The sequence below is a fragment of the Planococcus sp. CP5-4_YE genome (assembly GCF_019042655.1).
Lineage (GTDB): Bacteria > Bacillota > Bacilli > Bacillales_A > Planococcaceae > Planococcus.
The window spans coordinates 62,126-84,995 of the sequence record NZ_JAHPZO010000001.1; the positions used below are offsets into that span (position 1 = coordinate 62,126).

Annotated in this window: 27 protein-coding genes; 12 read left to right on the top strand and 15 right to left on the bottom strand. The window is 49.6% G+C overall.

All coding sequences use genetic code 11. The features are described from left to right. The first annotated feature begins 15 nt into the window (after nucleotides 1-15). The 5 genes from KTG14_RS00275 to KTG14_RS00295 are packed head-to-tail and all read left to right on the top strand — an operon-like array spanning nucleotide 16 to nucleotide 4,077. Complete coding sequence (locus tag KTG14_RS00275; RefSeq protein WP_216968313.1) at nucleotides 16-687, top strand: PspA/IM30 family protein; 672 nt, start codon at nucleotides 16-18, stop codon at nucleotides 685-687. 57 nt (nucleotides 688-744) lie between these two features. Next, nucleotides 745-1,287: a DUF4247 domain-containing protein gene (locus tag KTG14_RS00280; protein ID WP_216968315.1), complete on the top strand. Its 543-nt coding sequence runs from the start codon at nucleotides 745-747 to the stop codon at nucleotides 1,285-1,287. A gap of 24 nt (nucleotides 1,288-1,311) precedes the next feature. Further along, complete coding sequence (locus KTG14_RS00285; protein WP_216968317.1) at nucleotides 1,312-1,704, top strand: DUF350 domain-containing protein; 393 nt, start codon at nucleotides 1,312-1,314, stop codon at nucleotides 1,702-1,704. Between the two features lie 12 nt (nucleotides 1,705-1,716). Then, nucleotides 1,717-3,273: a polyamine aminopropyltransferase gene (locus KTG14_RS00290; protein ID WP_216968319.1), complete on the top strand. Its 1,557-nt coding sequence runs from the start codon at nucleotides 1,717-1,719 to the stop codon at nucleotides 3,271-3,273. A 27-nt stretch (nucleotides 3,274-3,300) separates the two neighbouring features. Continuing rightward, nucleotides 3,301-4,077, top strand: coding sequence for a potassium channel family protein (locus KTG14_RS00295; RefSeq protein ID WP_216968321.1), 777 nt, complete (start codon nucleotides 3,301-3,303; stop codon nucleotides 4,075-4,077). 89 nt (nucleotides 4,078-4,166) lie between these two features. Here the strand turns inward: KTG14_RS00295 and KTG14_RS00300 are convergent, their stop codons facing one another. From KTG14_RS00300 to KTG14_RS00330, 7 genes are all read right to left on the bottom strand, one after another. Continuing rightward, on the bottom strand, nucleotides 4,167-4,559 hold the full coding sequence (locus KTG14_RS00300; protein ID WP_216968323.1) for an NUDIX hydrolase: 393 nt from the start codon (nucleotides 4,557-4,559) through the stop codon (nucleotides 4,167-4,169). Then, nucleotides 4,549-4,791, bottom strand: coding sequence for a hypothetical protein (locus KTG14_RS00305; RefSeq protein WP_216968325.1), 243 nt, complete (start codon nucleotides 4,789-4,791; stop codon nucleotides 4,549-4,551). Before KTG14_RS00305 ends, KTG14_RS00300 begins: the two co-directional genes overlap by 11 nt. A 46-nt stretch (nucleotides 4,792-4,837) precedes the next feature. Beyond that, nucleotides 4,838-5,080 (bottom strand): hypothetical protein, encoded by a 243-nt coding sequence (locus KTG14_RS00310; RefSeq protein WP_216968327.1) that lies wholly within the window; start codon nucleotides 5,078-5,080, stop codon nucleotides 4,838-4,840. Nucleotides 5,081-5,207: 127 nt separating this feature from the next. After that, on the bottom strand, nucleotides 5,208-5,561 hold the full coding sequence (locus KTG14_RS00315) for a hypothetical protein (protein WP_216968329.1): 354 nt from the start codon (nucleotides 5,559-5,561) through the stop codon (nucleotides 5,208-5,210). Between the two features lie 22 nt (nucleotides 5,562-5,583). Further along, nucleotides 5,584-5,853: a 30S ribosomal protein S14 gene (gene rpsN / locus KTG14_RS00320; protein ID WP_216968331.1), complete on the bottom strand. Its 270-nt coding sequence runs from the start codon at nucleotides 5,851-5,853 to the stop codon at nucleotides 5,584-5,586. A gap of 39 nt (nucleotides 5,854-5,892) precedes the next feature. After that, nucleotides 5,893-6,042: a 50S ribosomal protein L33 gene (gene rpmG / locus KTG14_RS00325; protein ID WP_058382433.1), complete on the bottom strand. Its 150-nt coding sequence runs from the start codon at nucleotides 6,040-6,042 to the stop codon at nucleotides 5,893-5,895. Between the two features lie 14 nt (nucleotides 6,043-6,056). Beyond that, on the bottom strand, nucleotides 6,057-7,175 hold the full coding sequence (locus tag KTG14_RS00330) for a GTP-binding protein (protein ID WP_216968333.1): 1,119 nt from the start codon (nucleotides 7,173-7,175) through the stop codon (nucleotides 6,057-6,059). Between the two features lie 281 nt (nucleotides 7,176-7,456). On the opposite strand from KTG14_RS00330, the gene KTG14_RS00335 reads away from it, so the two are divergent. Continuing rightward, a complete protein-coding gene (locus KTG14_RS00335; protein WP_216968335.1) occupies nucleotides 7,457-8,731 on the top strand; it encodes an FAD-dependent oxidoreductase in 1,275 nt (424 codons plus the stop codon). A 198-nt stretch (nucleotides 8,732-8,929) separates the two neighbouring features. Here KTG14_RS00335 and KTG14_RS00340 read toward each other — a convergent pair whose 3' ends face one another. After that, nucleotides 8,930-10,186, bottom strand: a complete 1,257-nt coding sequence (locus KTG14_RS00340; protein ID WP_216968337.1) for a Y-family DNA polymerase — start codon at nucleotides 10,184-10,186, stop codon at nucleotides 8,930-8,932. 172 nt (nucleotides 10,187-10,358) lie between these two features. Here KTG14_RS00340 and KTG14_RS00345 point away from each other — a divergent pair, with 172 nt between their 5' ends. Beyond that, nucleotides 10,359-11,108 carry an SDR family NAD(P)-dependent oxidoreductase gene (locus KTG14_RS00345; protein ID WP_216968339.1) on the top strand — a complete coding sequence of 250 codons (750 nt, stop codon included), beginning with the start codon at nucleotides 10,359-10,361 and terminating at the stop codon, nucleotides 11,106-11,108. Nucleotides 11,109-11,150: 42 nt separating this feature from the next. Here the strand turns inward: KTG14_RS00345 and KTG14_RS00350 are convergent, their stop codons facing one another. The 6 genes from KTG14_RS00350 to KTG14_RS00375 form a co-directional block, all read right to left on the bottom strand. Beyond that, on the bottom strand, nucleotides 11,151-12,041 hold the full coding sequence (locus KTG14_RS00350; RefSeq protein WP_216968340.1) for a fumarylacetoacetate hydrolase family protein: 891 nt from the start codon (nucleotides 12,039-12,041) through the stop codon (nucleotides 11,151-11,153). Nucleotides 12,042-12,144: 103 nt separating this feature from the next. Then, complete coding sequence (locus KTG14_RS00355; protein ID WP_216968342.1) at nucleotides 12,145-12,432, bottom strand: hypothetical protein; 288 nt, start codon at nucleotides 12,430-12,432, stop codon at nucleotides 12,145-12,147. 12 nt (nucleotides 12,433-12,444) lie between these two features. Continuing rightward, entirely contained in the window at nucleotides 12,445-13,125 is a 681-nt protein-coding gene (locus tag KTG14_RS00360) for a FusB/FusC family EF-G-binding protein (RefSeq protein WP_216968344.1), read from the bottom strand. A 94-nt stretch (nucleotides 13,126-13,219) separates the two neighbouring features. Further along, entirely contained in the window at nucleotides 13,220-13,759 is a 540-nt protein-coding gene (locus tag KTG14_RS00365; RefSeq protein WP_216968346.1) for a chromate transporter, read from the bottom strand. Beyond that, a complete protein-coding gene (locus tag KTG14_RS00370; RefSeq protein ID WP_216969071.1) occupies nucleotides 13,756-14,286 on the bottom strand; it encodes a chromate transporter in 531 nt (176 codons plus the stop codon). The genes KTG14_RS00365 and KTG14_RS00370 overlap by 4 nt, the downstream gene beginning before the upstream one ends. A gap of 32 nt (nucleotides 14,287-14,318) precedes the next feature. Then, nucleotides 14,319-15,923, bottom strand: coding sequence for a gamma-glutamyltransferase family protein (locus KTG14_RS00375; protein ID WP_216968348.1), 1,605 nt, complete (start codon nucleotides 15,921-15,923; stop codon nucleotides 14,319-14,321). 150 nt (nucleotides 15,924-16,073) lie between these two features. Between KTG14_RS00375 and KTG14_RS00380 the strand changes: the two genes are divergently transcribed. Further along, nucleotides 16,074-17,003: a LysR family transcriptional regulator gene (locus tag KTG14_RS00380; protein ID WP_216968350.1), complete on the top strand. Its 930-nt coding sequence runs from the start codon at nucleotides 16,074-16,076 to the stop codon at nucleotides 17,001-17,003. A gap of 82 nt (nucleotides 17,004-17,085) precedes the next feature. Here the strand turns inward: KTG14_RS00380 and KTG14_RS00385 are convergent, their stop codons facing one another. Continuing rightward, the gene (locus KTG14_RS00385; RefSeq protein WP_216968352.1) at nucleotides 17,086-18,579 is read right to left on the bottom strand and encodes an amidase; all 1,494 of its coding nucleotides are present in this window, start codon (nucleotides 18,577-18,579) and stop codon (nucleotides 17,086-17,088) included. Nucleotides 18,580-18,854: 275 nt separating this feature from the next. Between KTG14_RS00385 and KTG14_RS00390 the strand changes: the two genes are divergently transcribed. The 4 genes from KTG14_RS00390 (at nucleotide 18,855) to KTG14_RS00405 (ending at nucleotide 22,819) form a co-directional block, all read left to right on the top strand. Next, nucleotides 18,855-19,919, top strand: a complete 1,065-nt coding sequence (locus KTG14_RS00390; protein ID WP_216968354.1) for a Fe(3+) ABC transporter substrate-binding protein — start codon at nucleotides 18,855-18,857, stop codon at nucleotides 19,917-19,919. A 75-nt stretch (nucleotides 19,920-19,994) separates the two neighbouring features. Further along, nucleotides 19,995-21,626, top strand: coding sequence for an ABC transporter permease (locus tag KTG14_RS00395; protein WP_216968356.1), 1,632 nt, complete (start codon nucleotides 19,995-19,997; stop codon nucleotides 21,624-21,626). Between the two features lies 1 nt (nucleotide 21,627). Beyond that, complete coding sequence (locus KTG14_RS00400) at nucleotides 21,628-22,374, top strand: ABC transporter ATP-binding protein (protein WP_216968357.1); 747 nt, start codon at nucleotides 21,628-21,630, stop codon at nucleotides 22,372-22,374. A 139-nt stretch (nucleotides 22,375-22,513) separates the two neighbouring features. Continuing rightward, nucleotides 22,514-22,819: an inner-membrane translocator gene (locus tag KTG14_RS00405; protein WP_216968359.1), complete on the top strand. Its 306-nt coding sequence runs from the start codon at nucleotides 22,514-22,516 to the stop codon at nucleotides 22,817-22,819. The last annotated feature ends 51 nt before the right edge of the window (nucleotides 22,820-22,870 follow it).

Here is a 22,870-nt window from a genome sequence, read left to right on the forward strand (position 1 = left end):
ACTGGAGGAAACAATATGTTTCAATTTTTCAAGAGGGTAAAAACTTACGTAGGGTCGGAGTTAAACGCGGCACTCGATAAAGCGGAAGATCCGGTGAAAATGCTTGAACAGTTTATGCGGGAAATGTCGATGGATATCCGCGATGCTGAAACGGCAGTAGCCAAGCAGCTGGCAAACGAAAAAATGCTGAAGAAGAAATACGACGACGCCAATAGCATGGTGGAAAAACGCCAGCAGCAAGCCGTAAAAGCGCTCGAGGCGGAAAACGAGGAATTGGCCCGCCGCGCACTTGAAGACAAGCAAAATCACGCAAAGCAAGCGGATTCCCTGAAACAGGCCCATGAGCAAGCGGCAGCTGATGCCACGGCTCTTCGTGGACAGTTAGCTGAAATGAAGCGCGAGTATGAAGAAATGGAACTCAAGCAGGATTCCTTGAAAGCACGTGCCGAATCTGCCAAAACACGGACCAAGATTAACCGCACAATGTCTTCTGTAGGAGGCGACGAGTCACGGCGCGGTTTTGACCGCATGGAAGAAAAAGTCATGCAATTTGAAGCGGAAGCTGAGACATCTGAAGATTTACGCGCAGGCTCTCGCAGCTTAGACGATGAATTTGCTTCACTCAACAAAAACAGTGCAGTAGATGACGAGTTGGCGGCCCTTAAGAAACAGTACGGAAAAGAATAACGAACCGCGGCCCGCTTTTGCGGTGGGCCGTTTTTGTTCATTTGGAGTGTTTTAATTATGAGAAAAAAAGGATGGTTAACCGGCTTGATCGTTTTAGCCGTTTTTCTGGCAGCCTGTGGAATGGCATCGGCAGAAGACTATATCGATCAAAATTATACCTTTATAAATGCTGTACAGAACAACCAGAACACCAATGACCGTGCCATGCTCTACCGCTCTGATAAAAACATACCAGACACCGCAGCAGAATTAAGCGGGATCCAGGAACCTGAGAGAATCGGCGAAGAAGTGGATGGCCGGCAGGTACTGGTCTATGATGAGGAATTGATCATTTTAACAGAAGATCCGGAAAATGCAGGCGCTACGCTCGTTGAAGTGGCGGAAGACGAATTTGTCCGCTCGCATTACAATCCTGGCTTTTTCTCAGGCATGTTTGTCGGTTCTTTTTTAAGCAATCGATATGGGTCTGGCTGGACACAGACCAATAGATGTGCCGGGGGCGGCTGCTATTCAGGCGGCGGTTCTTATAACACCTTCCCTTCCGGTTCATTCGGGCGGGGATCAGAATTTCGCGGCGGAGGCCCGGGAGTCGGAAAATAAACTTTAGTAAAGGGGCTTAAAGCAGTGAATCCATTCTTATTGACATTTTTATATTTCCTCGCAGCTATTGCTGTTGTAATCGTAGGCTTAGTCGTATTTGAGCTTATGACCAGAAAATACAAAGATTGGGACGAAATGAAAAACGGAAATTCGGCAGTGGCTTTGTCGATAGCAGGAAAAATCATCGGCACGTGCGTCATCATTACCTTTTCCATTTTTCATAATGACACAATTGCAGAAACGGCAATTTGGGGTCTGTACGGCTTAGGGCTTCAGTTAGTCGCTTATTTACTTTTTGAACTTCTCACCCGCTTTTCAGTGGAGGACGAGCTGAAAGCTAACAATACAGCGATTGGGATCATTTCATTTGCCGTTTCAGTCGGGTTGGCGTTCGTGATTGGCGCTTCCATTACATAAGGCGGTGTTTGAATGATAGAATCAGAATCCGTCCGGCAAAGCCGGGCGATTTATTATGCATCGGGCATTGTGTCCATTTGCGGCATTATTTTCGAAGTGCTGTTCGGGGCGCTCGGTTCATACATTTTAGGAGATGGAGTGAAGCAGTATACACTTATCATCTCTCTTTTTTTAACCGGAATGGGAATCGGGGCTTTTATCAGTGAAAAAGTGACCAAGCATTTGGTCGCTTCATTTATTTGGATCGAGTACGGCATTGGGATTACGGGCGGATTTGCCGCCATGCTGCTGTTTGGTGTTACCGCTTATTTGCCGGACGGCACCGATTCGCTGTTTTTGTACAGCGTCACGCTGCTTGTCGGGACTTTAACCGGAGTCGAATTGCCGGTGTTGATCCGAAAAGCAAATGAGATCGGGGTTTCACTCCAGAAAAGCGCTGCGAAAGTGCTGTTTTTCGATTACGCTGGCGGCCTGATAGGCGGGCTGCTTTTCCTATTTCTGTTGCGCCCTTATTTCGGCCTCGTCAAAACGTCCTTTCTCGTCGGCCTCATTAACGTAGCTGTTGCCTTGTGGATCGTTTTTCGCTTTAAAGGTGAATTAAAACGGTTCCGCATGCACGCTTCATTCGGCTTTTTATTTCTAGCCATTCTAATTGCCGGCGCATTGTTTGGAGAAGAAGCCGCTTTTCATTTTGAACAACGGCTGTATAAAGATCCAGTCGTATTTTCCGAACAGACTTCCTACCAGCAAATCATTTTGACGAAAGAACAGGGAGATACGCGACTCTATTTGGATGGCCAGCTTCAATTCAGTTCGTTCGATGAACACCGCTACCATGAGATCCTTGTCCATACGCCAATGGCAGCGGCTAGCCGCCATGACCGCGCACTGGTCCTTGGGGGCGGCGATGGGCTGGCGGTCCGCGAATTGCTGAAATACGACGAGTTGAGAAAGATCGATTTGGTTGACCTTGACCCTAAAATGACAGCTCTCGCGCAGCAAAATCATTTGTTGACCGAACTGAACGAAAATTCGTTGGATCATGAGAAAGTGAATGTTTTGAACGGCGATGCGTTTCGCTTTTTAGAGCAAGCGGAGGGGTTTTATGATGTCATCATTATCGACTTGCCGGATCCGAACAACGAATCGCTCAACAAATTGTACACACAGGAATTCTATTCACTTGCCCGTAACCATTTGTCTCCGGATGGCGCCATGATGGTCCAGGCAACCAGCCCGGTATTTGCCCCGGAAGTCTACTGGACAATCGACAAAACTATTGATGCCACCGGTTTGCAGACTGAAAACCTGCACGCTGACATTCCAAGTTTCGGCGGCTGGGGCTATGTGCTTGCTTCCCGAAACGGCATCAATATCGAGGAACTTGAAATACTCGAAGATACCCAATACTTAACCGAAGATTTGCTGCCGGCGTTGACTGTATTCGGCAAAGATGAAGATGCCGCGATCGAAGACAGCAATGGCCAGAACATCACACTCGAACCTAATACATTGATCCGGCCTGAGTTGATCGAGATCTACGAAAAGGCATGGAACAATTACGATTAGATCACCTTTAAGAAGGAGGGAAAATAAGTGATTATTCTTCGCCGTCTTTACCTCCAGGCGACGAGCTTGTCCTGGCTTATACTCACGGTCAGCACCATTATCCTGATTGTTTTCAGCACATTCACATTGCCTGTGATCGAGCCGTCGACGTTCACCAGCTATGCCGATTCTTTATGGTTCACGATGACGACCATATTGACTGTCGGTTACGGTGATTTGTATCCTACAACTACCGATGGAAGAATATTTACAGTGGTCTTTCTTTACATCATCGGGATCGGGTTGTTTGCATCCTTTATCGGAAAAGCGATTGAAAGCCTGACCTTGCATAGAAGACGAAAAGAAAGAGGTGAGCTGATGTATAAAGGGCGAAATCACATCGTCATTATTGATTGGTCATATAAAGCAGAAAATGCTATTGCAGAAATCCTGAAACAAGACGAACAAACTGAAATAGTCGTCATTGATCGGATGGAGAAAGCAAAAGAAATCAATACAAGAATCCACTATGTCAGAGGAAACGCCACGCATGAAAACATACTGCGCCAGGCAAATGTAGAACAAGCGAAAGCGGTCCTCATTTTTGCCGATGACCGCATCGAAGACCAGATGCTCACAGACGGAAAATCCCTTCTGGTGGCTACAGCTGTTGAGAGAATGTCACCCGGCGTCTATACGACTGTGGAAGTGGAACGGGAAGAACATCTCCCGAATTTCTCGCATATTAAGGTCGATAAATTCATCATGTCGAACGGCACAATCGCTAAAATGGCGATTAACTCCATTTTTTCTGAAGCCCAATAAGATGAAAGAAACCGGAAAGCAGGGACTGCCTGCTTTCCGGTTTTTTTGATTGTATATCCTGCTCCGCATACAGTGCTCGCAATTTCCCTTTAGAAAGCTTCTTTTATTTTTACAGCCACTTCGCTCGGCTTTACATCAATCCTGTCTATTACATCCAGCCCGATCCACACCGCTAGATAGGTGCCACGGCCGCGGCTTGAATCGGTGTATTCATCGCCAAGTCCAGTGCCGAAAGTGCCTCCGATTTTCTTCGCCATAAAAAAATACTGATCGCCTTCATAGTCTGTTGTTGTGAAAAGCCCTTCGATTTCCACTTGCACGCCGAGTTCCTCGAACGCTTCCCTTTTCGCTGCCGCTTCCGGCGTTTCATGCTGTTGAATACCGCCGCCCGGAAACACATAATACACAGAACCGTCGCGTGTTCGTTCGATCAGTGCTACGCGACTTTCTTCAATGAGTACGACCGATCCTCTATTCGCCATACAGCTCTTTGTCTTTTCGGTTGCTTAAACGGATATAATATGGAAACAGTACGATAAGCAACAGGCCGATCGTTCCGCTCACATACCCGAGCCCCATCAAAAACCCGCCATTCTTAAATGATACATATTGTCGCTCGTCACAAGATGGGCAGTTCTTGCCGTCTTTTGCCATGCCCAGCTTCCAGATGTCTTTCGCTTTCCATTGCACTCCGCAATTTGTGCAATGTGCCATGCTTATCACCCTTTTCTATCTTATTTTCTTCTATGTACACAGAGTGTCAGCGTTTCTTCAATTGCGTTTCCTCATTGTCACTGCTCAGCTTCATAAACAGATGGTCTTTTATATCCCATACCAACTCCCACCAAGTTGCCCAAAACAACATGTCCCGAAATGTGTGATTTTCTACTTTCATGTACTGGATGATACCGCAGTTCGGGCATGGGCAACCATCCTCCAATTCATAAAGCCAATGCTTTTCTTTAGACTTCCAGCGGTATTTGCAGCTCGTGCAGCGCGTCATCGTCCTCGACTCCTTTTGTTATGTTACGCTCACTTTTTTTAAAGGTTTCACAATCACTGAAAATCTTTTTTCACTAAAAAACCACCAGAGAATTCACTCTGGTGGTTTTTGCGTATGCTGATGAAATTCATTCACTGATGAACAGGAAAACTTGCTTATTTTCCTGCCCTGCTGCACTGGCGAAATGGTCTGTATAGTCGAGCCATTTGGCGCGTTCTTGGCGGGCTTCGATTTTGTCGCCGAGTTCCGCTTCGATCGCTTGCATCATGGCGGCGACTTCCTTGAATGAGCGGTTGAAGCGGTAAGCCGCCTGCTCGAAAGGCGAATGCAATACCAGCAAACGGCGAAACTCCTCCACTGTCTCCGCTTGTTCAGCCAGCGCATCTTCCAGCTCTACGATAAAGCGGTACAGTTGCCGCTGCTCCTCACCCAGTTTCGCCACTTCGCTTTTCAGCAAATAGGCAATCATGCCATCGTTCATTGCCCCCGCCTCCTTTATGGTCTTACCAGCTTGATTTTTTGACGCCGGGGATTTGCCCTTTATGTGCAAGGTCGCGGAATGCGATGCGGGACATGCCGAATTTGCGCATGAAGCCGCGCGGGCGTCCCGTCACTTCGCAACGATTCTTCAAACGGGTCGGCGACGAGTCTTTCGGCAGTTTTGCCAATGCTTCGTAATCGCCTTGCGCTTTCAGTTCTTTGCGGAGTTCCGCATAGCGCGCCACCATTTCACGTTGTTTTTTATCGCGTGCTACTTTTGATTTCTTGGCCATCGATAAGCTCCTCTCTATTATGCAATAATTTTCGCTAGATTACTTTGTTTCGCGGTGCAAAGTCACTTTTTTCAAGCGCGGGCAGTATTTCTTCAATTCGATACGCTCCGGGTTGTTGCGCTTGTTTTTGGTCGTCGAGTAATTGCGGTCGCCCGTTTCTGTGCAGGCCAGTGTAATATTCACTCTCATACTAATTCCTCCTTTTAATGGGTCATGGCTGTTTGCGGCAGCGGATCGTTAAACCCGCTCCAATCTTCCGCCATTTCTTGTTGTGTCAGCAAGCAGTTATCCAAAGATTGAATGATATCTTGTTGGTCCATTTTGATGCCGATCAGCACCAACTCGGTCATTTTCACGCCGTATGCCTCGTCCCAAGCGCCTGCTGTCTCAAGGCTTGCAGACGGCCCTGCCTGGGACAATAAAGTTGCAAACGAATCGCGCGTGGCGATATGCAAAAATCCTTTGGCACGGACAATTTCCACCGGCCAGTCCATGATCCATTCAAACAAGCGCTCCGGATGGAACGGGGTTTCACTTCGGTAAACGAATGAAGCGATGCCGTATTCCTCTGTTTCTGGCACATGCTCTTCGTTGAGCTCTTTGATCCAACCGGCGCCTTGGCTCGCTTTGTCCAAATCAAACCGGCCGGTATCGAGCACTTCGCCGAGTGCCACTTGCGAGCGCTCGGTGCGAAGAATGTTCGCAGACGGATTCAAGGCACGCAGAACACCGTGTAGTTCGTCTGCTTTATCATTTGTGAGCTGGTCAGTTTTGTTCAACAGAATGACATCCGCAAACTCGATCTGGTCGATGAGCAAATCGGAAATTTCCCGTTCATCGGATTCCGTCGCCCCTTCTTTTCGGTCGAGCAAAGTTTCGCCGGAAGCGAAATCACGCCAGAAGCCGTGGCCGTCGACGACCGTCACCATCGTGTCGAGACGGCACATGGCGGACAGGTCCACACCGAGCGCATCATCCATATAACTGAAGGTCTGCGCGACCGGAACCGGCTCACTGATTCCGGACGATTCGATGACGATATAATCGATATCCCCCTCGCTCACCAACTTTTCGACTTCTACGATCAGATCTTCGCGCAATGTGCAGCAAATGCAGCCATTTTGCATTTCGACCAGCTTTTCTTCTGTGCGAGAAAAGCCGCCGTTTTGGACAAGTGCGCTGTCGATGTTCACTTCGCTCATGTCGTTGACAATGACTGCGACTTTCAGGCCTTCGCGATTCGTTAAAATATGATTCAATAGCGTCGTCTTGCCCGCGCCCAGGTATCCGCTCAATACGGTAATTGGGATGCGCTTATCCATACTATCTAACTCCTTTATTGTTTCAATCAACAAATCGTAACGATTACGTTTTATATACTAAAGTTCTTTGATCATTTGTGCAAGTATTTTTTCAGCAGAATTTTCATTGTCCTTTTTTATGACTTGTGCCTTCGCTTACCGAAACCCCTTGTCTTTTCCTCTTCCAGCATGTATGCTGTGTAAAATAAATCGTAATTATTACTATTTAAAAGTTGAATGAACTGCTATTTCATGAAATAGCTTTGCTTATTTAATTTTGAACAGTTGGGAGAGAAACGCTCATGCATACATGGATTATTATCGGCGGCGGCATCCAAGGAATGACGCTGGCCACTTTTTTACGGAAGCAAAAAGGCATCACACCTGAAGAGATGGCGATTATCGACCCTCACAAAGAACCGCTATCCGAATGGAAACGCTGCACCGAGGCCATTTCCATGCCTTTTTTGCGATCTCCTTTTGTCCACCATCTCGATGTGGATCCCTTCTCTTTGAATAACCATGCTAAAGACAGCCCCTTTAGCGAAGACGCGTCATTTCTTGGAAGATTCAAGCGGCCGTCTTTGCTGCTGTTCCATGAACATTGCGAGCATTTAATGCGCAAACAAAACATACGTGACAGTTGGATCCAAGGCCGCGTGGAGTCCGTCAATCGCCTGGACACCGGCTGGAAAGTTCAACTAACAAGCGGGAGAGAAGTTTCCGGTATTAATATCGTCCTCGCAATCGGTGCTGGCGAGCAATTGCACTGGCCTGAATGGGCGCAACAATTACGGACGGAATCCCCCGGTTCGGTCTTTCATGTCTTCGACCGGGAACTGCCGGAGTTCGATGCCTCACAAGCGCCATTTACGATTATCGGAGGCGGCATCACCGCGGTTCATTTGACCTTGAAGCTCCATAAGCTATTTCCCGGACAAGTGACACTTTTGAAGCGCCATCCATTCCGCGTCCACGATTTCGACAGCGATCCCGGGTGGCTTGGCCCGAAATGCCAACAGGCTTTCCACAAAACGCGCTCTTATACGCGCCGCCGCGAAATGATTGTGCATGCCCGAAGAAAAGGCTCAATCCCCCGGGACTTGAATGCAAAATTGCGCAAACAGCTCCGGCAGTTTCCAAAACTGGTCGCTGACGGCCATGTCCATAGAGCCGTCTGGCAGCGAGGCATTACTTCGCTAGTCGATGAACAGGGCGGCTTGATTCATCAAACAGGAACTGTCATTCTAGCGACGGGCTTTCAGCCACAGCTGCCGGGGCGTGAATGGCTGTCGCCTGTTATCGAAGAACAGCGCTTAAAATGCGCCGAATGCGGCTATCCAGTCGTCACGCATACTTTGCAATGGGGCCCTGGGCTTTATGTAATGGGGCCACTCGCAGAGCTTGAAGTTGGACCCATCGCACGCAATATTTCCGGCGCACGCGAAGCCGCCTCGCGCATCCTCCAAGCACAGTCAAAAAAATCGCCAGTGAAGCGGAGGCCGGCGACTCCTGCGGGAGCAGTGACTGAGCGACGCAAAGGAGCGACGCGAGCCGAAGACCCTGCAAGCGAATGAGCGAAGTCATTCGTTTGCGAAGCTCGAACTTTGTGAGAGTTGAGCAGGAGGTTTTTAGCGTCAGCGACGAAGCGGCTAAGGCCGTGCCCGCGGAAAGCGTCCGGCTGGAGCGAAACGCAAAAAAAGCTGCCGCGGTTTCTCGACAGCCTGAGTAAAAACCCTGCCGACATGGCAGGGTTTTTACTCTTTTCAAGCAGTTCATTTCTTATGGCCGCCGATAAGCTTCGTGCGGTCAATCGCCGTGCCCGCCTCTGTTCCGGAAACGCCTCGGTAAATTGCGGTCGGCCCGTGCTTGCGCTTGATGGCATCCATTGCCGCGCCAAGACGCCGCCTTTGCCATTTATCCGCTTCGAACAAACTCAGCTGCATCGAAGTCTCGTCTTCCAGATTGGTGACAGACAATGAGATTTGCCGGACAGGCTGGCCGGTGTAGAATTCCCGGAACAGTTCTTTGCACACGGTGTAGATTTTCAAGGTGTCGTTGGTCGCTTCGTCGATCGAACGCGAGCGCGAGAAGCCTCCACCAAATGAGGTTTTACTGTAGCTCATGCCAAGATGGATCGTGCGCCCGGCCATGCGCGCTTCCCGGGTGCGCATGGCGACGTCTTCGCACATCTCCAGCACAATCGTCAAGATGTCTTCACGCGTTTCGTAGTCACGGTAAAGAATCTGGCCTTTCCCGAAGCTTTTCTGCCCTTCGATAAGCAACGAACCGAGTTCTGAATAATCGATGCCGCGGGCGTGCTGGTGCAGTTGATGGCCCATGATGCCAAAGCGGTCTTCCAGCCGTTTGACGTCGGCCTTCGCCAAGTCGCCGACTGTGAATATCCCCATATTATTGAGGTTGCGCTCCATCTTGCTGCCAATGCCCCACATTTTGCTGAGCGGGGAAACCGGCCATAGCTTTCTCGGCACGTCTTTCATGGTCCAATGCGCGAGCCCTTTTTTCTTGCCTTCGAGGTCGAGTGCCAACTTTGCGAGCAGCATATTCGGCCCGATGCCCACTGCAGACGGCAAACCGAACTGGCGCATGATTGAATCCTGCATGTCGACAGCTGCTTTTTCAGGAGTGCCATATAAATGGATAATGCCGGTCAAATCAATGAAGCTCTCATCGACGCTGTAGACATGGATGTCTTCTTTCGGGACATACTGGGCGAATAGCTCGGTAATGGCCATCGAAATCTCCAAGTAAAATTGCATCCTCGGTTCAATCAGCAAAATATCCGGATGATCCGGAATTTCAAACAGCCGTGTGCCGGTCCTGACACCGAAGCGCTTTTTCATTTCCGGAGAGGCCGCCAGCACGACGCTGCCTTTTCGCTCCTGGTTGCCAACGATAGCGATGCACGCTTCCATTGGGTCGAGTCCACGCTCGACCGCTGAACAGCTTGCGTAGAAACTGCGCATATCGATGCAGGCAATGTAACGGGGCTTTCCAGTTTGTTTTCCCATGACGCCACTCCTATATAGAACATTTGTTCTTATTTTAATGGAAAGGATAGAAAGCAGCAAGAGACAAAAGAAAAAAATTCTAAGAAAGACAGAATTTTTTGAAATCCACTTTGATAATCGGTAAACTAAAAGAGCAAAGATGGACAGACCAATTCAAGGGAGGAATGGTACAATGGCAAGATTAGAAGGGAAAGTGGCTGTCATTACCGGAGGCGCTGGCGGCATCGGCAAAGTCACAGCGAAGCGCTTTTTGGAGGAAGGGGCAAAAGTCGTCCTCGTCGATATTTCTGAACAAGCGCTCCAAGAAACGAAGCAAGAACTGGGGGGCAGCTTAGAAGTTGTCCAAGCGGATGTTTCCAAAGAAGCAGACGTCAAAAACTATGTCGACAAAGCGGTCGAAACATTCGGCAAGATCGATGTGTTCTTTAACAACGCAGGCATCGAAGGAAAAGTCGCTCCGCTCATCGAACAAACCGTGGAAGATTTTGACCAAGTCATCGCTATCAATGTACGCGGCGTCTTTCTCGGCATGAAGCATGTATTGCCGGTTATGTATAAACAAGGGTCGGGCAGCGTTATCAATACTTCTTCAGTCGCAGGGCTCGGCGGCTCTCCAAACGTTATTCCGTACATCACTTCGAAGCATGCAGTGGTCGGCTTGACTAAAGCGGCTTCAGTAGAAAGCGCTCAGCATCAAGTACGCGTCAATTCGATCCACCCATCGCCGGTCAATACGCGCATGATGCGCTCGCTTGAGGAAGGGCTCGGCACTAGCGAAGATGCATTGTCGAAAACGATTCCGTTTGGCCGCTACGGCGAATCCGAAGATATCTCCAATCTGGTGCTGTTCCTCGCTTCCGACGAAAGCACGTTCATCTCTGGCGCGCAGTACCGCGTGGATGGCGGCATGGCCGCATTATAGAAAAAGACGGACACCCACGTTTTAGGGATGTCCGTCTTTTATTTATTCACGGCCCGGCAATTTCAAATTTTCTACCGGGTTGTGCAAAGTCTGAAATCCGTCTATTCGGCATTCGACCACATCGCCGTCACGGATGACGACCGCACCCGGCGTTCCGGTTGAGATGATGTCACCAGGCAATAGCGTCATCACTTCCGAATGAAATGCGATGAGATCCCGCGGCCGAAACATCATATTCGAGACGCTGTTTTTTCGGTGGGCCTCCCCGTTCTTAACGGTTTCCACCGTCAATTCAAGCACTGCCTCCACTTCGCCAGGTGTCACGAGTTCCGGCCCGAAACTGAAGAAAGTGTCAAAGCTTTTCGCGCGCGTCAAATAACGCAGGTTTTTCTCCAGAATGTCTTCTGCGGTTATATCGATAATGGTCGTGAAGCCCGCCACTACGTCAAATTCGTCTTCTCTCGAGACGTTTTTGCACTCCGTTCCAATAACGATGCCAAGTTCCGCTTCCGCCATCACTCGGTTAGATTTCTTCGGCAGCTCAATCACATCGCCCGGCCCGATAATCGCCGCATCGGGGTTCATGAAACTTGCCGGTTCGGTGTCGGGCGATACTTCCTTCAAATCGGCTGCATGTTCAGCGTAATTCAGCCCAATGCCCCAGGTTTTTCGCGGATGGCGGTATAGAGGCCCATAATCCGCTTCGGAAAACGGCATAAGCGATTCTTCGAGCGTCCTTTCAGGTATGCGTTCGAATTCTTCTCGTAGCCACCTCTTCAACAGCTCAAGTTCTCCTGTTTCGATCAGCGTAAACAAATCAGTCGGCCAGTTTTCTGCCGTATGTTCGTTGAGTTTGCGCAATGGCAAAAAGCCGTCCTTCATGACCAGCGCCGCTTCTTCTGTGCCGTTCCACTGGATTGTCGCGAGGCGCATGACACCTCCCCCTTTCCTTTCCCTTTATTTCGGTTTCTTCCGGCCGAAACCCTGCCGAAAGACAGAAAAACAGGCCTTCCTTCTAGAGGAAAGCCTACTGGTTTCAATCGTTTTCTTTTAATCCATCGATATACTGCTTCGCTTCGAGGAGCGAATAGCCGAAAGCGACACGCGCCGCTTTAATGGCCCGGACTTCTTGCCCTTCAGCAACCAAACGCCGCAATTCTTCATTAATTGCAGGCTCTTCCAACGTCACTTCCGCTTCCAATTGTTTAATACGTTTTGACATATGCTTCATGCGCACCTCCAATGCCTGGATTTGCTGGCTCAGTAATAAATACACCGCCCCAACAGCCCCTAACGACAATCCGATTAGCCATACCCAATCCATGCCATTCTCCATTTAGCGTTCCAGCCGATCCAGAAATTTCTCGAGACGGTCGACGGTCGTCAAGCGGGCGTTGCAAGCCGCTTCATCTGCACAGATGTACTGGCCATGCTTGACGTAGCTGTCGATGTTCGCCCCTTTAGTCTTAGCCATGAATAAACCGACCGAACTGTGTTTATGGCAAATCATGCAGATACCTTGCTTGCGGCTTGCGCCGAATTGGCCGCTCACGGTTTGCAGGCGGCCGTTCCGTTCGGCCACCAAAAAGCGGTTGGTGTTTTCCTGCCAGGACAAATACGACAAGGCGCGAAAATCCATCGCTGGGAGATTCGGCCCTTTCAGTCTTTTCGCTTTTGGAAACAATCGCTTCAAATTGTCGAGGTTGACCGTTGGAAAGGGAATCAAATAAGGCCGCAGCCCCGACAGAAACTCTTCCGCAGCGTCAGTGTCCTTAACCGCCGTCAGCGGGCGCAATACGTTCTTCTGCTCTTCCGTTAACGCTGGGAACATGGCGAATACTTTTTCATGGCTTAAATGGCGCAGCACACTCAATACTTCAGCATCGTTCGCTGTCGCATGCGCCGTCACAAGCGCCATGGTCTGCTCTTTAATGAAATTATATTGATGGTTGCGGATAAACGCTTCCGGCTGGCCTGAAACATCCGTCCGGTCCGTAGATTCTTTGATGATAGCCATCGCTAGCCTCCTTGAAAGGTATGACTTTCCTGTGATTTTACCATATTTTGTCCGTCATCGCAGAAAAGGCACCCTGAAGCCAGGATGCCTTGCGTCAAGCTATGAAAATTCCCGTAACGGCGCCGTAAAGCAACGCTAAACCGATGACGAACGCGGGATGAAGTTTCCACTTCTCAAGCATCAGATAGCTCGCCACCATCAGGATCGCCGTCTGGATGCCGCCGAGTGATGCTTCCGAGGTCAGGATGAAATCGAGCGTCATAACGCCGATTAATACGGCGATGACCGGCTTGACGACTTTTGAGATGTTTTTCACTTCGCGTGAATCTTTGTATTTAAAGAGGATCGCCATCAGCGCAATCATCAAAATCAACGATGGGGCGACGGCACCGAACAAGCCAACTGCTGCCCCGAGCACGCCTCCTTCAGCGTAGCCAATATAGCCCGCCATTTTCGTCGCAATCGGGCCCGGCAAGGAATTGCCAAGCGCCAACACTTCACTGAACTCTTGCGTATTCATCCAGCCATAGCGGCCGACGACTTCCTTCTCGACAAGTGGAATCGATGCCGGGCCACCGCCATAGCCGAGGATGCCGGGAATGAAAAATGCCAGGAATATCTGCCAGTAGATCATGTTTTCTTCACCGTCCTTTTAATGAAGGGCACAAGGACCATTAGAATCAGACCGGCGATAAGAAAGGCCGGGTGAATGCTAAACACTTCAAGCAAAACGACGGAGATCATAATCAACCCAATGGCCCTGCCCCAGCCAAGCGCCTTCTCGGATTGGCGGACGAAATTCCAGGTCAAGACACCGAGCATGACGGCAACGACCGGAACGACCGCGCTCGACATATTGGCGACCCATGGCACGTCTTTATAGTTTTGCAGGATACCGAGCAGGAGAATCATTAAAACGACAGTCGGGACGATAGAGGCAACAAGCGCGATCAAGCAGCCGCGAAGCCCCGCTACCCGGTAGCCGATATAACCGGCGAGTTTTGTCGCAATCGGTCCGGGCATCGTATTCGATAAGGCGATCGTGTCACCGTATTCCTCGTCCGTCAACCAGTTGTAGCGATCCACGACATCACGCTGCATGATCGGAATGACCGCCGGGCCGCCGCCAAAGCCGAGCATGCCTGCGCGGAAAAACGCCATGGCAAGATCGGTCGATTTAACGCCTTGTTCTGTTACCAAACAGCAATCGTCCCGTCTGTGCGGGATTCCGTGCCGCCTGCAAGCACCCCTGTTTCCGGATTACGCCAAATGATCTGGCCGCGTCCAAAGCTGCCCGGGTCTGCCATTACTTCCACTTGATGCCCTTTGCGCTGCAATTCCTGTGCCAAATAATTCGGGAACTCCGCTTCCACAGTCACTTTCTTGCCGCCCATCCATTGCCAGCGCGGCATGTCGAGCGCCGCTTGCGGATTCAGTAAGTAATCGAGCGTGTTCACGACTACTTGGAAATGGCCTTGCGGCTGCATATAGCCGCCCATGACGCCGAACGGACCGATCGCTTCGCCTGCTTTTGTCAAAAAGCCGGGAATGATCGTATGGAAAGTGCGTTTGCCGGGTTTTAATGCATTCGGATGACTTTCATCCAACGAGAAATCTGCACCGCGGTTTTGCAGGCCGATGCCTGTTCCTGGAATGACGATACCAGAGCCGAAGCCCATGTAATTGCTTTGGATATAGGAAATCATATTGCCTTCTTCGTCGGCCGCGGCCAAATAGACCGTTCCGCCTCTTGGCAGCTCGTACGCCACCGGATCGATCGCTTCTGTGCCGATTTCTTTCGCGCGGCTCGCTGCGTAATCGTCTGATAATAAATGTTCAGCCGTCACCGGCATATCGTCTTGTTCGGTGATAAATGCCTGGCCATCCGTGTAGGCCAGTTTCATCGATTCAATTTGCTGGTGCAGCGTGTTGGCTTGTTGCCATACTGGTGCGTCCAGCTGCTTGAAGATATTGAGCGCCATTTGCGCTACCATGCCTTGGCCGTTTGGCGGGATTTCCCACACTTCATGCCCTTTATAACTGGTTGAAATCGGTTTGACCCATTCAGCTTTGTACGCGGCTAAATCTTGTTTTTTCAAGAAACCGCTGTGTTCGGTCATGAAACTGTCGATTTTCTCTGCCAGCTCGCCTTCGTAAAAAGCTTTGGCATCGGTTTCGCCAATTTTTCGCAGCGTGTCGGCGTGGCCTGGAGACTTCCACATTTCGCCGATTTCCGGTGCACGGCCGTCCGGTGCGAAAGTTTCGAACCACGCTTCAAATTCCTTAGTGGTGAAATTCTTTTTAAAGGTCTCATACGCTTTTTTCCAGTACTTGCCGAGAATCGGCGTCAATGGATAGCCTTCTTCCGCGTAACGGATCGCTGGCTCCAATGTTTCCGCGAGCGACAATTTGCCGAAACGCTTCGACAACTCTGCCCATGCAGAAGGGACGCCAGGCACCGTAATCGGCACCAAACCGTGAGTCGGCATCTTATCATGCCCTTTCGCTTTCACCGCTTCGATTGTCAATTCCTGAGGCGAAGGACCGGATGCATTCAATCCGTGCAGCTCGCCTTTGACCCACACCAGCGCGAACGCATCGCCCCCGATGCCGTTTGAGGTCGGTTCAACAACCGTCAAGGTCGCAGCGGTTGCAATCGCGGCATCAATAGCATTGCCGCCTTTTTTCAAGATCTCAAGCCCTGTCTGTGCAGCAAGCGGCTGCGATGTCGCGACCATGCCTTTTTTTCCAAAGACCGTATGGCGTTTCCCCGGGAAAGGGTGATTCGTGTAATCCATTATGATTCCTCCTATTATGTATTACTCAAGCGATTGAATTCTTGAGCAAAATAAACTTTTCATATTATTCAAATTTTACGGGAGCTGTTCAAATAAGTAAAATTAAATATATTTAATAGTATAATGAGTAAAACTCAACGAGGTGAATGTATGGACCATAAATTGGAGATTTTTGTCACTACTGCCGAGCAGCAAAGCTTCACACGTGCGGCTGAATTGCTTCATATGACTCCGTCGGCGATTTCCTTGAGCATCAAGGCACTCGAGAAGAAACTGGGTGTACGGCTGTTCGATCGAAGCAATAAATATGTTCAATTAACAGAGGCTGGCCAGTTGAGCTATGCTCAGGCAAAAGAGATTCTCTTGAAATACGATCAATTGAAGATTGCCTTAGCAGATCTTGAACCTTCGACCGCTATGTCACTGTCGATCGGTGCTGCTTATACATTCGGAGAATACTTTCTGCCTGGCATCATCTACGCCTTCAGCAAGCGCCATCCGCATATTACACCGAACATTACCATACACAATTCCAAGACCATTATCGAGCAAATTCATAAACAAGAACTCGATATCGGCTTTATCGTCGAGGGGGAAGCGAATGGCTCCGAAGTGGACATGGCACTATTTGCAGAAGAGGCTATGGTAGTCATCGCGCGGCCGAACCATCCGGTCATTCGCAACCCTCACGTCGATTTGGACTTGCTCGAAGCGGAGACGTGGATCATCCGCGAATCCGGCTCCGGAACGCGGGACGTTACCGATAAGCTATTTGCACAGCTCGGCATCGCGCCCAAAAAAGTAATGAGCTTTGGCAGTTCCCAAACCATCAAAGAATCGGTGGCGCTTGGCCTTGGCATTTCCTATCTATCTGAGTCTACCGTTAAAAGCGAAACCAATTTGGGAACAATCGGCGCCATCAGCCTTACCAATTTTCCAAACAAAAGTCGCTTTCATTACATTACCCACCGCTCAAGCTTTCATACACCAGCCGCCCAGCTATTTTTGGATTTTCTATCTTCCTATGTCATGGATGAAAAGATTTCGGCTCATACGAAAAAACGCTTAGCAGGGTTGTAACAAAGTCCGCTTATACGTAAAGCCCAAGAAAGGACTCGCCTTTCTTGGGCTTTTTTTATGTTTCAATTACAAGATGCGTAGTTTATCCGAAATACGGATTGCCTTGCTGGCCAATCCATAAATCGCTTTGTTCGATTTGCTGCGCCAGCTGAAGCAAGCGGTGTTCTTCACCTTTTTGCGCCATCACTTGGACGCCAAGCGGCAAATTCGCTTGCGTTACATGAAGCGGCAAAGACATTGCCGGCTGTCCGGTCAAGTTCGCCAACTGCGTAAACGGCGTATAGCTGAGGCTCGGCAAGAACATCGCGTAAATCAGTTCTTGCTGATCAGTAGTATCACGCGCCATGTCGAGTGCTTGCAATAAGCGCGTACGCGATTCTTTAGAATGGCTCAATTCGCCGATTTCCGGTGCCGCATGGGCTGTTGCAGGTGTGATATAAAAGTCAAAATGCTCGTGAAGCGCGGCCATTTTCGCGGCGGCCGCATCCCAAGCGGAGAGGCTGGCAGAATAATCCGCAGCAGAAACTCTTCTGCCGGCCGTCGCCAATAGCCAAGATTCGATTTCCATATCGTCTTCTGTCAATTGCCGCCCTAGTGATTGTTCGAGGTTTTTCTTTAGCAACGCCATTTCCCCGCTGTTCATCAAATAATACTCGCGCATCAATTGAACGCCGTCGATGTCAGGGGTTTTCTCTTCAACTCGGTGCCCTTGCCCTTCTAACCAGCGTACCGTCTTCAATACCGCTTGTTTGGCGTCTTCTGAGACCAAGGTGCCGACTGGCGACTCTAAAGAGAACGCAATGTTCAAGGGCTTGTCGAACCCGCGGTCCAGCTGCTCTGTGTATTTCCCTGGAAATAACGGTGTCTGAAACGCTGCTTCCGGTTGGACGACTTGCAATTCATCCAATAACGCCGCACTGTCACGTACCGTACGGCTTAGCGCGAAGTCGATCGACGCCCCTTGCCACTGTCGTCCAGCTCCTGGCCCGACAGGCGTTCTTCCACGCGTCGGCTTGAGTCCGAAGAGGCCTGTGAATGACGCGGGAATGCGAATCGAACCTCCCCCGTCGCTTGCACCGGCGATGGGCACGATGCCGGATGCGACAGCTGCCGCTGCCCCGCCGCTTGACCCCCCTGGGGAATGATCCGTATTCCACGGGTTATGCGTCGGGCCAAACAGTTCCGATTCTGAAATGTTCTTCAAACCGAATTCGGGCGTATTCGTGTGGCCGATCGGAATGAGCCCAGCCGCTTTCAAGCGCACAACGAAGGAAGAATCTCGTTCCGGGCGGAAATCGGCAAGCAACTTCGACCCGGCACTTAAGCGCTCACCGGCTAAAGCTTGTGAAATATTTTTCAACGCGACTGGTACGCCGCCAAAAATTCCATTGGCTCCATGTTCTGCATCTCGAAGCGCCTGTTCATGCCGTTCTGCCGTGAAAGCATGCAGCTTCGGTTCGACTTCATCTAAACGCCGGAAACTCAATTCCACCAATTCCCTCGGGCTGACCTCGCCTTTTCTAACCAATTCCGCCATGGCGGTCGCATCAAGCGATAAATATGTTTTCATGTCCATTCCCTATCCCCCGCTTCCAATATTCCATCCATTTCGTTCTCATTCTCAAGTGTAGCATTTCCTGCACACCGCAAATAGCGCACGCTTCGAACACACTCACAACACCTTGATACTAAGCGCTTTCATTCCCTATCTAAAATATAACGAAAATGGACACATTTGCAGCAAGATTTCCATCAAAACCGTTGACTTCTCTGCATAGCTAGCTATACTATTGAGTGAGAATCATTTTCATTTAAATAAGATTCACAAACCATTTCAAAGGAGAGACATCCATGAAGAAATTGCTTTCATTCCTATTGGTGCTCGGTACGCTTGTCGTCCTTGCGGCATGCGGCAACTCGAACACAGAAGAAACGACAGAAACGTCCGGCGACGAAACTGCCGGTAACGAAGTGAACCTATATACAGCACGCCACTACGATGTAGACGATGAGCTCTACAAGAAATTCGAAGAAGAAACCGGCATCAAGGTCAACTTGATCAAAGGCGAAGCCGACGAACTTCTTGAGCGCATCAAGCGCGAAGGCGATGCGACTCAAGCCGACTTGTTTTTAACGGCTGATGCAGGGCGTTTGCACCGCGCGAAAGAAGACGGCATTTTGCAGTCCGTTTCCAGTGACGTGCTAGATGAGCAGGTCCCGGCCAACTTCCAGGATGAAGACCAAATGTGGTATGGCCTGACAAAACGTGCACGTGTCATCATGTACGACAAAGAAAAAGTCGACCCATCCGAATTGTCCACGTATGAAGCCTTGGCAGAAGACGAGTGGGCTGGACGCGTCTTAATCCGCAGCTCCGAAAACATTTACAACCAATCCTTGTTCGCTTCTCTCATTGAATTGAATGGAGAAGAAGAGGCAAAAGAATGGGCAGCTGGCATGGTTGATAACTTTGCACGCGATCCTGAAGGCGGCGACCGTGACCAAGCAAAAGCCATTGCAGCAGGTGTTGGCGATGTAGCCATCATGAACACATACTACTACGGCCAGATGTTGAATTCTGAAGACCCTGAAGAAGTAAAAGTCGCTGAAAGCCTTGGCGTATTCTTCCCGAACCAAGACACAACAGGCACACATGTTAACGTTAGCGGCGCTGGTGTGGTAAAATCATCTAAGAACCAAGAAAATGCGATCAAATTATTGGAGTTTCTCTCCGCACCGGAAGCACAAGAGACATTCGCTTCGGCTAACTATGAATATCCAGTAAACGAATCAGTAGAACCAACTGAATTGCTGCAATCTTGGGGTGATTTCAAAGAGCAGGACATCTCGATGTCGTCACTTGGCGAAAACAACTCCAAAGCGATTCTATTGTTCAACGAAGTCGGCTGGAAATAAACTTACACTGTCCCCCTTGCCGCCTGATATGTGCGGCAGGGGATTTCTTGCGAGTTGGAAAGAGGTGCCTGGATTTTGCAACGCAGATTGGCCAATTTCAATATCTGGACTGTAGGAGCAGTCATCATCATCCTGATGCTGTTCCTTCCGAACTTGACCATTGTCAGCGGGCTTTTCACGCCTTCAAATGACAATTGGGAGCATATGAAAGAGTTCGTATTGCGTCAGTTTGTCATCAACTCACTGATCCTGACGCTCGCAACAGCGTTCTTCACGATTCTCATTGGGCTGAGCCTTGCCTGGCTGATCGCGCAGTACGATTTTCCATTCCGGCGCTTTTTGAAGTGGGCATTGATCCTCCCTCTTTCCATTCCGCCGTTTATCGGTGCTTATACGTACCACGGTATCTTGAATTTCACTGGCGCTGTGCAAACGACGCTGCGCGAGGGATTCGGAATGGAATTGAATCCGGCGTATTTCGATATCATGAATTTGCCCGGGGCGATTTTCATTTATACGATGTTTTTGTACCCGTATGTTTATACGATCACGCAAGTTTATTTGTCTGAACAATCGGCTTCCTTGATTGAAAGCACACGGCTTCTCGGCAAAGGCCCTTGGCGCACGTTTTTCCAAGTGGTGCTGCCGATTTCCCGAATTTCTATTATTGCCGGCGCGAGCCTGGTCGTCTTGGAAGTGCTGAATGATTACGGCGTTGTGAAGTATTACGGTATCCAAACCTTTACGACCGCGATCTTCCAAAGCTGGTTTGGCCTTGGAGATTTGGATACATCGATTAAACTGGCCGCATCACTCATGGGCTTTGTCATCATCATCCTGCTTATTGAGAAACTGCTTCGCGGCAGGCGCCAGTACAGTTATTTCTCGACAAAAGTGCGTCCGCTCCAACTGATCTCACTTAGCGGTTGGAAAGGCTTCGCAGCAGCAGGCTACGGCATGCTGATCTTGAGTCTCGGCTTTTTCATCCCTGTCATTCAGCTGATTGACTGGACCATTTTAACTTTCGGAACGATCCCGATGGAGGAATTCATGCGCTATGTGCAGAATTCGGTGTTTGTCGCCGGACTCAGCGCAACATTGATCGTCATCTTTGCGCTCATCGTCGGGAATTTTGCGCGTATAGTGCAGGGCAAGTATACAAAACTGTTGCCGAAACTGACGGTGCTCGGCTATTCGATTCCGGGAGCGGTCATCGCCGTCGCGGTAGTCACGGCTTTTGTCGCACTCGACGGCTACCTCGCTCCCGTGTATATGGCGATCGGCCTCGAGACGACACTGGTGCTCAGTGTCAGTATCGTTCTGCTGCTTGCTGCTTACATCATCCGGTTCTTTGCCATTGGCTATAATTCGATTGAGACAGGCTATGACAAGATCGGCACGAACTTCCGGGATGCTTCAAGACTCCTCGGTGCCGGCCCGACGAAGACCTTTTTCAAAGTCGATGTTCCGATGATGAAAGGCGCGATTATCAGTGGATTTATCCTGGTCTTCATCGATGTGCTCAAGGAGATTCCCTTGACATTGATCCTCAGACCGTTTAATTTTGATACATTGTCAACAAAAGCTTTCCAGTACGCAAGTGATGAAAAAATCATGGAGGCTTCCCAAGCTTCCCTTCTGATTGTCGGTATTAGTGCCTTGGCCATTGTGATTTTCTATAAGATACTCGAGAAGGAGATGGATTGATATGTTTGTCGCCATTGAAGATGTGAGTTTTTCCTATCCGAATACACAGGCCCCTGCACTGGACCGGTTCACGCTGGATATTAAAAAGGGTGAGGTCATCTCGATCCTTGGCCGTAGCGGTAGCGGAAAAAGCACGATTTTACGTTTGCTGGCAGGGCTTGAGCGGCCAAAAAATGGTCGCCTCGTCATCCAAGATGAAACCTTGTTCGACGACAAGACATTTCTGCAGCCTGAAAAACGCGGCATCGGCATGGTCTTTCAAGACTACGCCTTGTTCCCGCATATGACCGTCGCCGCGAATATCATGTTCGGCTTGTCCGGTATGAAAAAAGCCGACAAGAAAAGACGCATGCATGAAATGCTGGAGTTGGTCGAACTACAGGATTACGAAAAGCGCTATCCTCATCAATTGAGCGGCGGCCAGCAGCAGCGTGTGGCAATTGCCCGCGCGATTGCGCCGAACCCTCATCTGATCCTGTTGGATGAACCGTTCAGTAATTTGGATGCCGAGCTTCAAGGAAAAATTCGCAAAGACCTTCGGGAAATCCTGAAGAAGGCGAACATTACATCCATCTTCGTCACTCACGATGAAAAAGACGCACATATCCTCGCCGACCGCATTGTGAAATTGAAAGACGGCAAAATGGATTTTATCGGGCGCCCGTGTGATATGCTCGATACGTTCCGTCAAGAAGCGATTGCCGAGTCCGAAGAAGTATTGAAATCCCAACCCGTCGTCAATGTATAAGTAAATATTAAAAGCCGGCTCTTCCGTCATAGGGGGCCGGCTTTTTTGATGATCCGCTAAACAAAGAGTTGCCTTAGCATTTTTGAAAAACCTTCCTTTTTAGCGTACATTGAATAGTAAGAATAGACGGGGGGATTGTATGGATGTATTGATGTATTTATTTCTTGCAGCATGGTTGATCCCGGCAAATATATTTATTATAAAATGGCATAGAAGCGGAAGATTTCCGCTCTGGGCTGCGGGCATATTATTGGCTGTTTTCAGCATTGGCCTTGGCTATGCTGCCCGTTTCATCCTGGTTGATATTGGAGCTACCGGCCAAGGAGGTGCCATAATGGCGATGTTCATAGGCCTCGTCGTACTGGCCAATGGCGTGATCCATTTCGTGATAGGGATGGTATTGACTATCGTAAAACTAGTTGCCAACAAGCGTGCGCGAGCATAAGAAACCCCAAACTACGCAGATTCTGAGCGTCGCTTGGGGTTTTTGATGTAT

Excerpts from the sequence above, each read along its gene's own strand:
- KTG14_RS00375 (WP_216968348.1), bottom strand. The coding sequence starts at position 15,923 with ATGGATTACACGAATCACCCTTTCCCGGGGAAACGCCATACGGTCTTT.
- KTG14_RS00380 (WP_216968350.1), top strand. The coding sequence starts at position 16,074 with ATGGACCATAAATTGGAGATTTTTGTCACTACTGCCGAGCAGCAAAGC.
- KTG14_RS00360 (WP_216968344.1), bottom strand. The coding sequence starts at position 13,125 with ATGGCTATCATCAAAGAATCTACGGACCGGACGGATGTTTCAGGCCAG.
- KTG14_RS00355 (WP_216968342.1), bottom strand. The coding sequence starts at position 12,432 with ATGGATTGGGTATGGCTAATCGGATTGTCGTTAGGGGCTGTTGGGGCG.
- KTG14_RS00275 (WP_216968313.1), top strand. The coding sequence starts at position 16 with ATGTTTCAATTTTTCAAGAGGGTAAAAACTTACGTAGGGTCGGAGTTA.
- KTG14_RS00370 (WP_216969071.1), bottom strand. The coding sequence starts at position 14,286 with ATGGCGTTTTTCCGCGCAGGCATGCTCGGCTTTGGCGGCGGCCCGGCG.
- KTG14_RS00390 (WP_216968354.1), top strand. The coding sequence starts at position 18,855 with ATGAAGAAATTGCTTTCATTCCTATTGGTGCTCGGTACGCTTGTCGTC.
- KTG14_RS00305 (WP_216968325.1), bottom strand. The coding sequence starts at position 4,791 with ATGGCACATTGCACAAATTGCGGAGTGCAATGGAAAGCGAAAGACATC.
- KTG14_RS00345 (WP_216968339.1), top strand. The coding sequence starts at position 10,359 with ATGGCAAGATTAGAAGGGAAAGTGGCTGTCATTACCGGAGGCGCTGGC.
- KTG14_RS00385 (WP_216968352.1), bottom strand. The coding sequence starts at position 18,579 with ATGGACATGAAAACATATTTATCGCTTGATGCGACCGCCATGGCGGAA.
- KTG14_RS00310 (WP_216968327.1), bottom strand. The coding sequence starts at position 5,080 with ATGACGCGCTGCACGAGCTGCAAATACCGCTGGAAGTCTAAAGAAAAG.
- KTG14_RS00330 (WP_216968333.1), bottom strand. The coding sequence starts at position 7,175 with ATGGATAAGCGCATCCCAATTACCGTATTGAGCGGATACCTGGGCGCG.
- KTG14_RS00350 (WP_216968340.1), bottom strand. The coding sequence starts at position 12,041 with ATGCGCCTCGCGACAATCCAGTGGAACGGCACAGAAGAAGCGGCGCTG.
- KTG14_RS00290 (WP_216968319.1), top strand. The coding sequence starts at position 1,717 with ATGATAGAATCAGAATCCGTCCGGCAAAGCCGGGCGATTTATTATGCA.
- rpmG (WP_058382433.1), bottom strand. The coding sequence starts at position 6,042 with ATGAGAGTGAATATTACACTGGCCTGCACAGAAACGGGCGACCGCAAT.
- KTG14_RS00300 (WP_216968323.1), bottom strand. The coding sequence starts at position 4,559 with ATGGCGAATAGAGGATCGGTCGTACTCATTGAAGAAAGTCGCGTAGCA.
- KTG14_RS00315 (WP_216968329.1), bottom strand. The coding sequence starts at position 5,561 with ATGAACGATGGCATGATTGCCTATTTGCTGAAAAGCGAAGTGGCGAAA.
- rpsN (WP_216968331.1), bottom strand. The coding sequence starts at position 5,853 with ATGGCCAAGAAATCAAAAGTAGCACGCGATAAAAAACAACGTGAAATG.
- KTG14_RS00365 (WP_216968346.1), bottom strand. The coding sequence starts at position 13,759 with ATGATCTACTGGCAGATATTCCTGGCATTTTTCATTCCCGGCATCCTC.
- KTG14_RS00340 (WP_216968337.1), bottom strand. The coding sequence starts at position 10,186 with ATGGGAAAACAAACTGGAAAGCCCCGTTACATTGCCTGCATCGATATG.
- KTG14_RS00280 (WP_216968315.1), top strand. The coding sequence starts at position 745 with ATGAGAAAAAAAGGATGGTTAACCGGCTTGATCGTTTTAGCCGTTTTT.
- KTG14_RS00405 (WP_216968359.1), top strand. The coding sequence starts at position 22,514 with ATGGATGTATTGATGTATTTATTTCTTGCAGCATGGTTGATCCCGGCA.
- KTG14_RS00335 (WP_216968335.1), top strand. The coding sequence starts at position 7,457 with ATGCATACATGGATTATTATCGGCGGCGGCATCCAAGGAATGACGCTG.
- KTG14_RS00400 (WP_216968357.1), top strand. The coding sequence starts at position 21,628 with ATGTTTGTCGCCATTGAAGATGTGAGTTTTTCCTATCCGAATACACAG.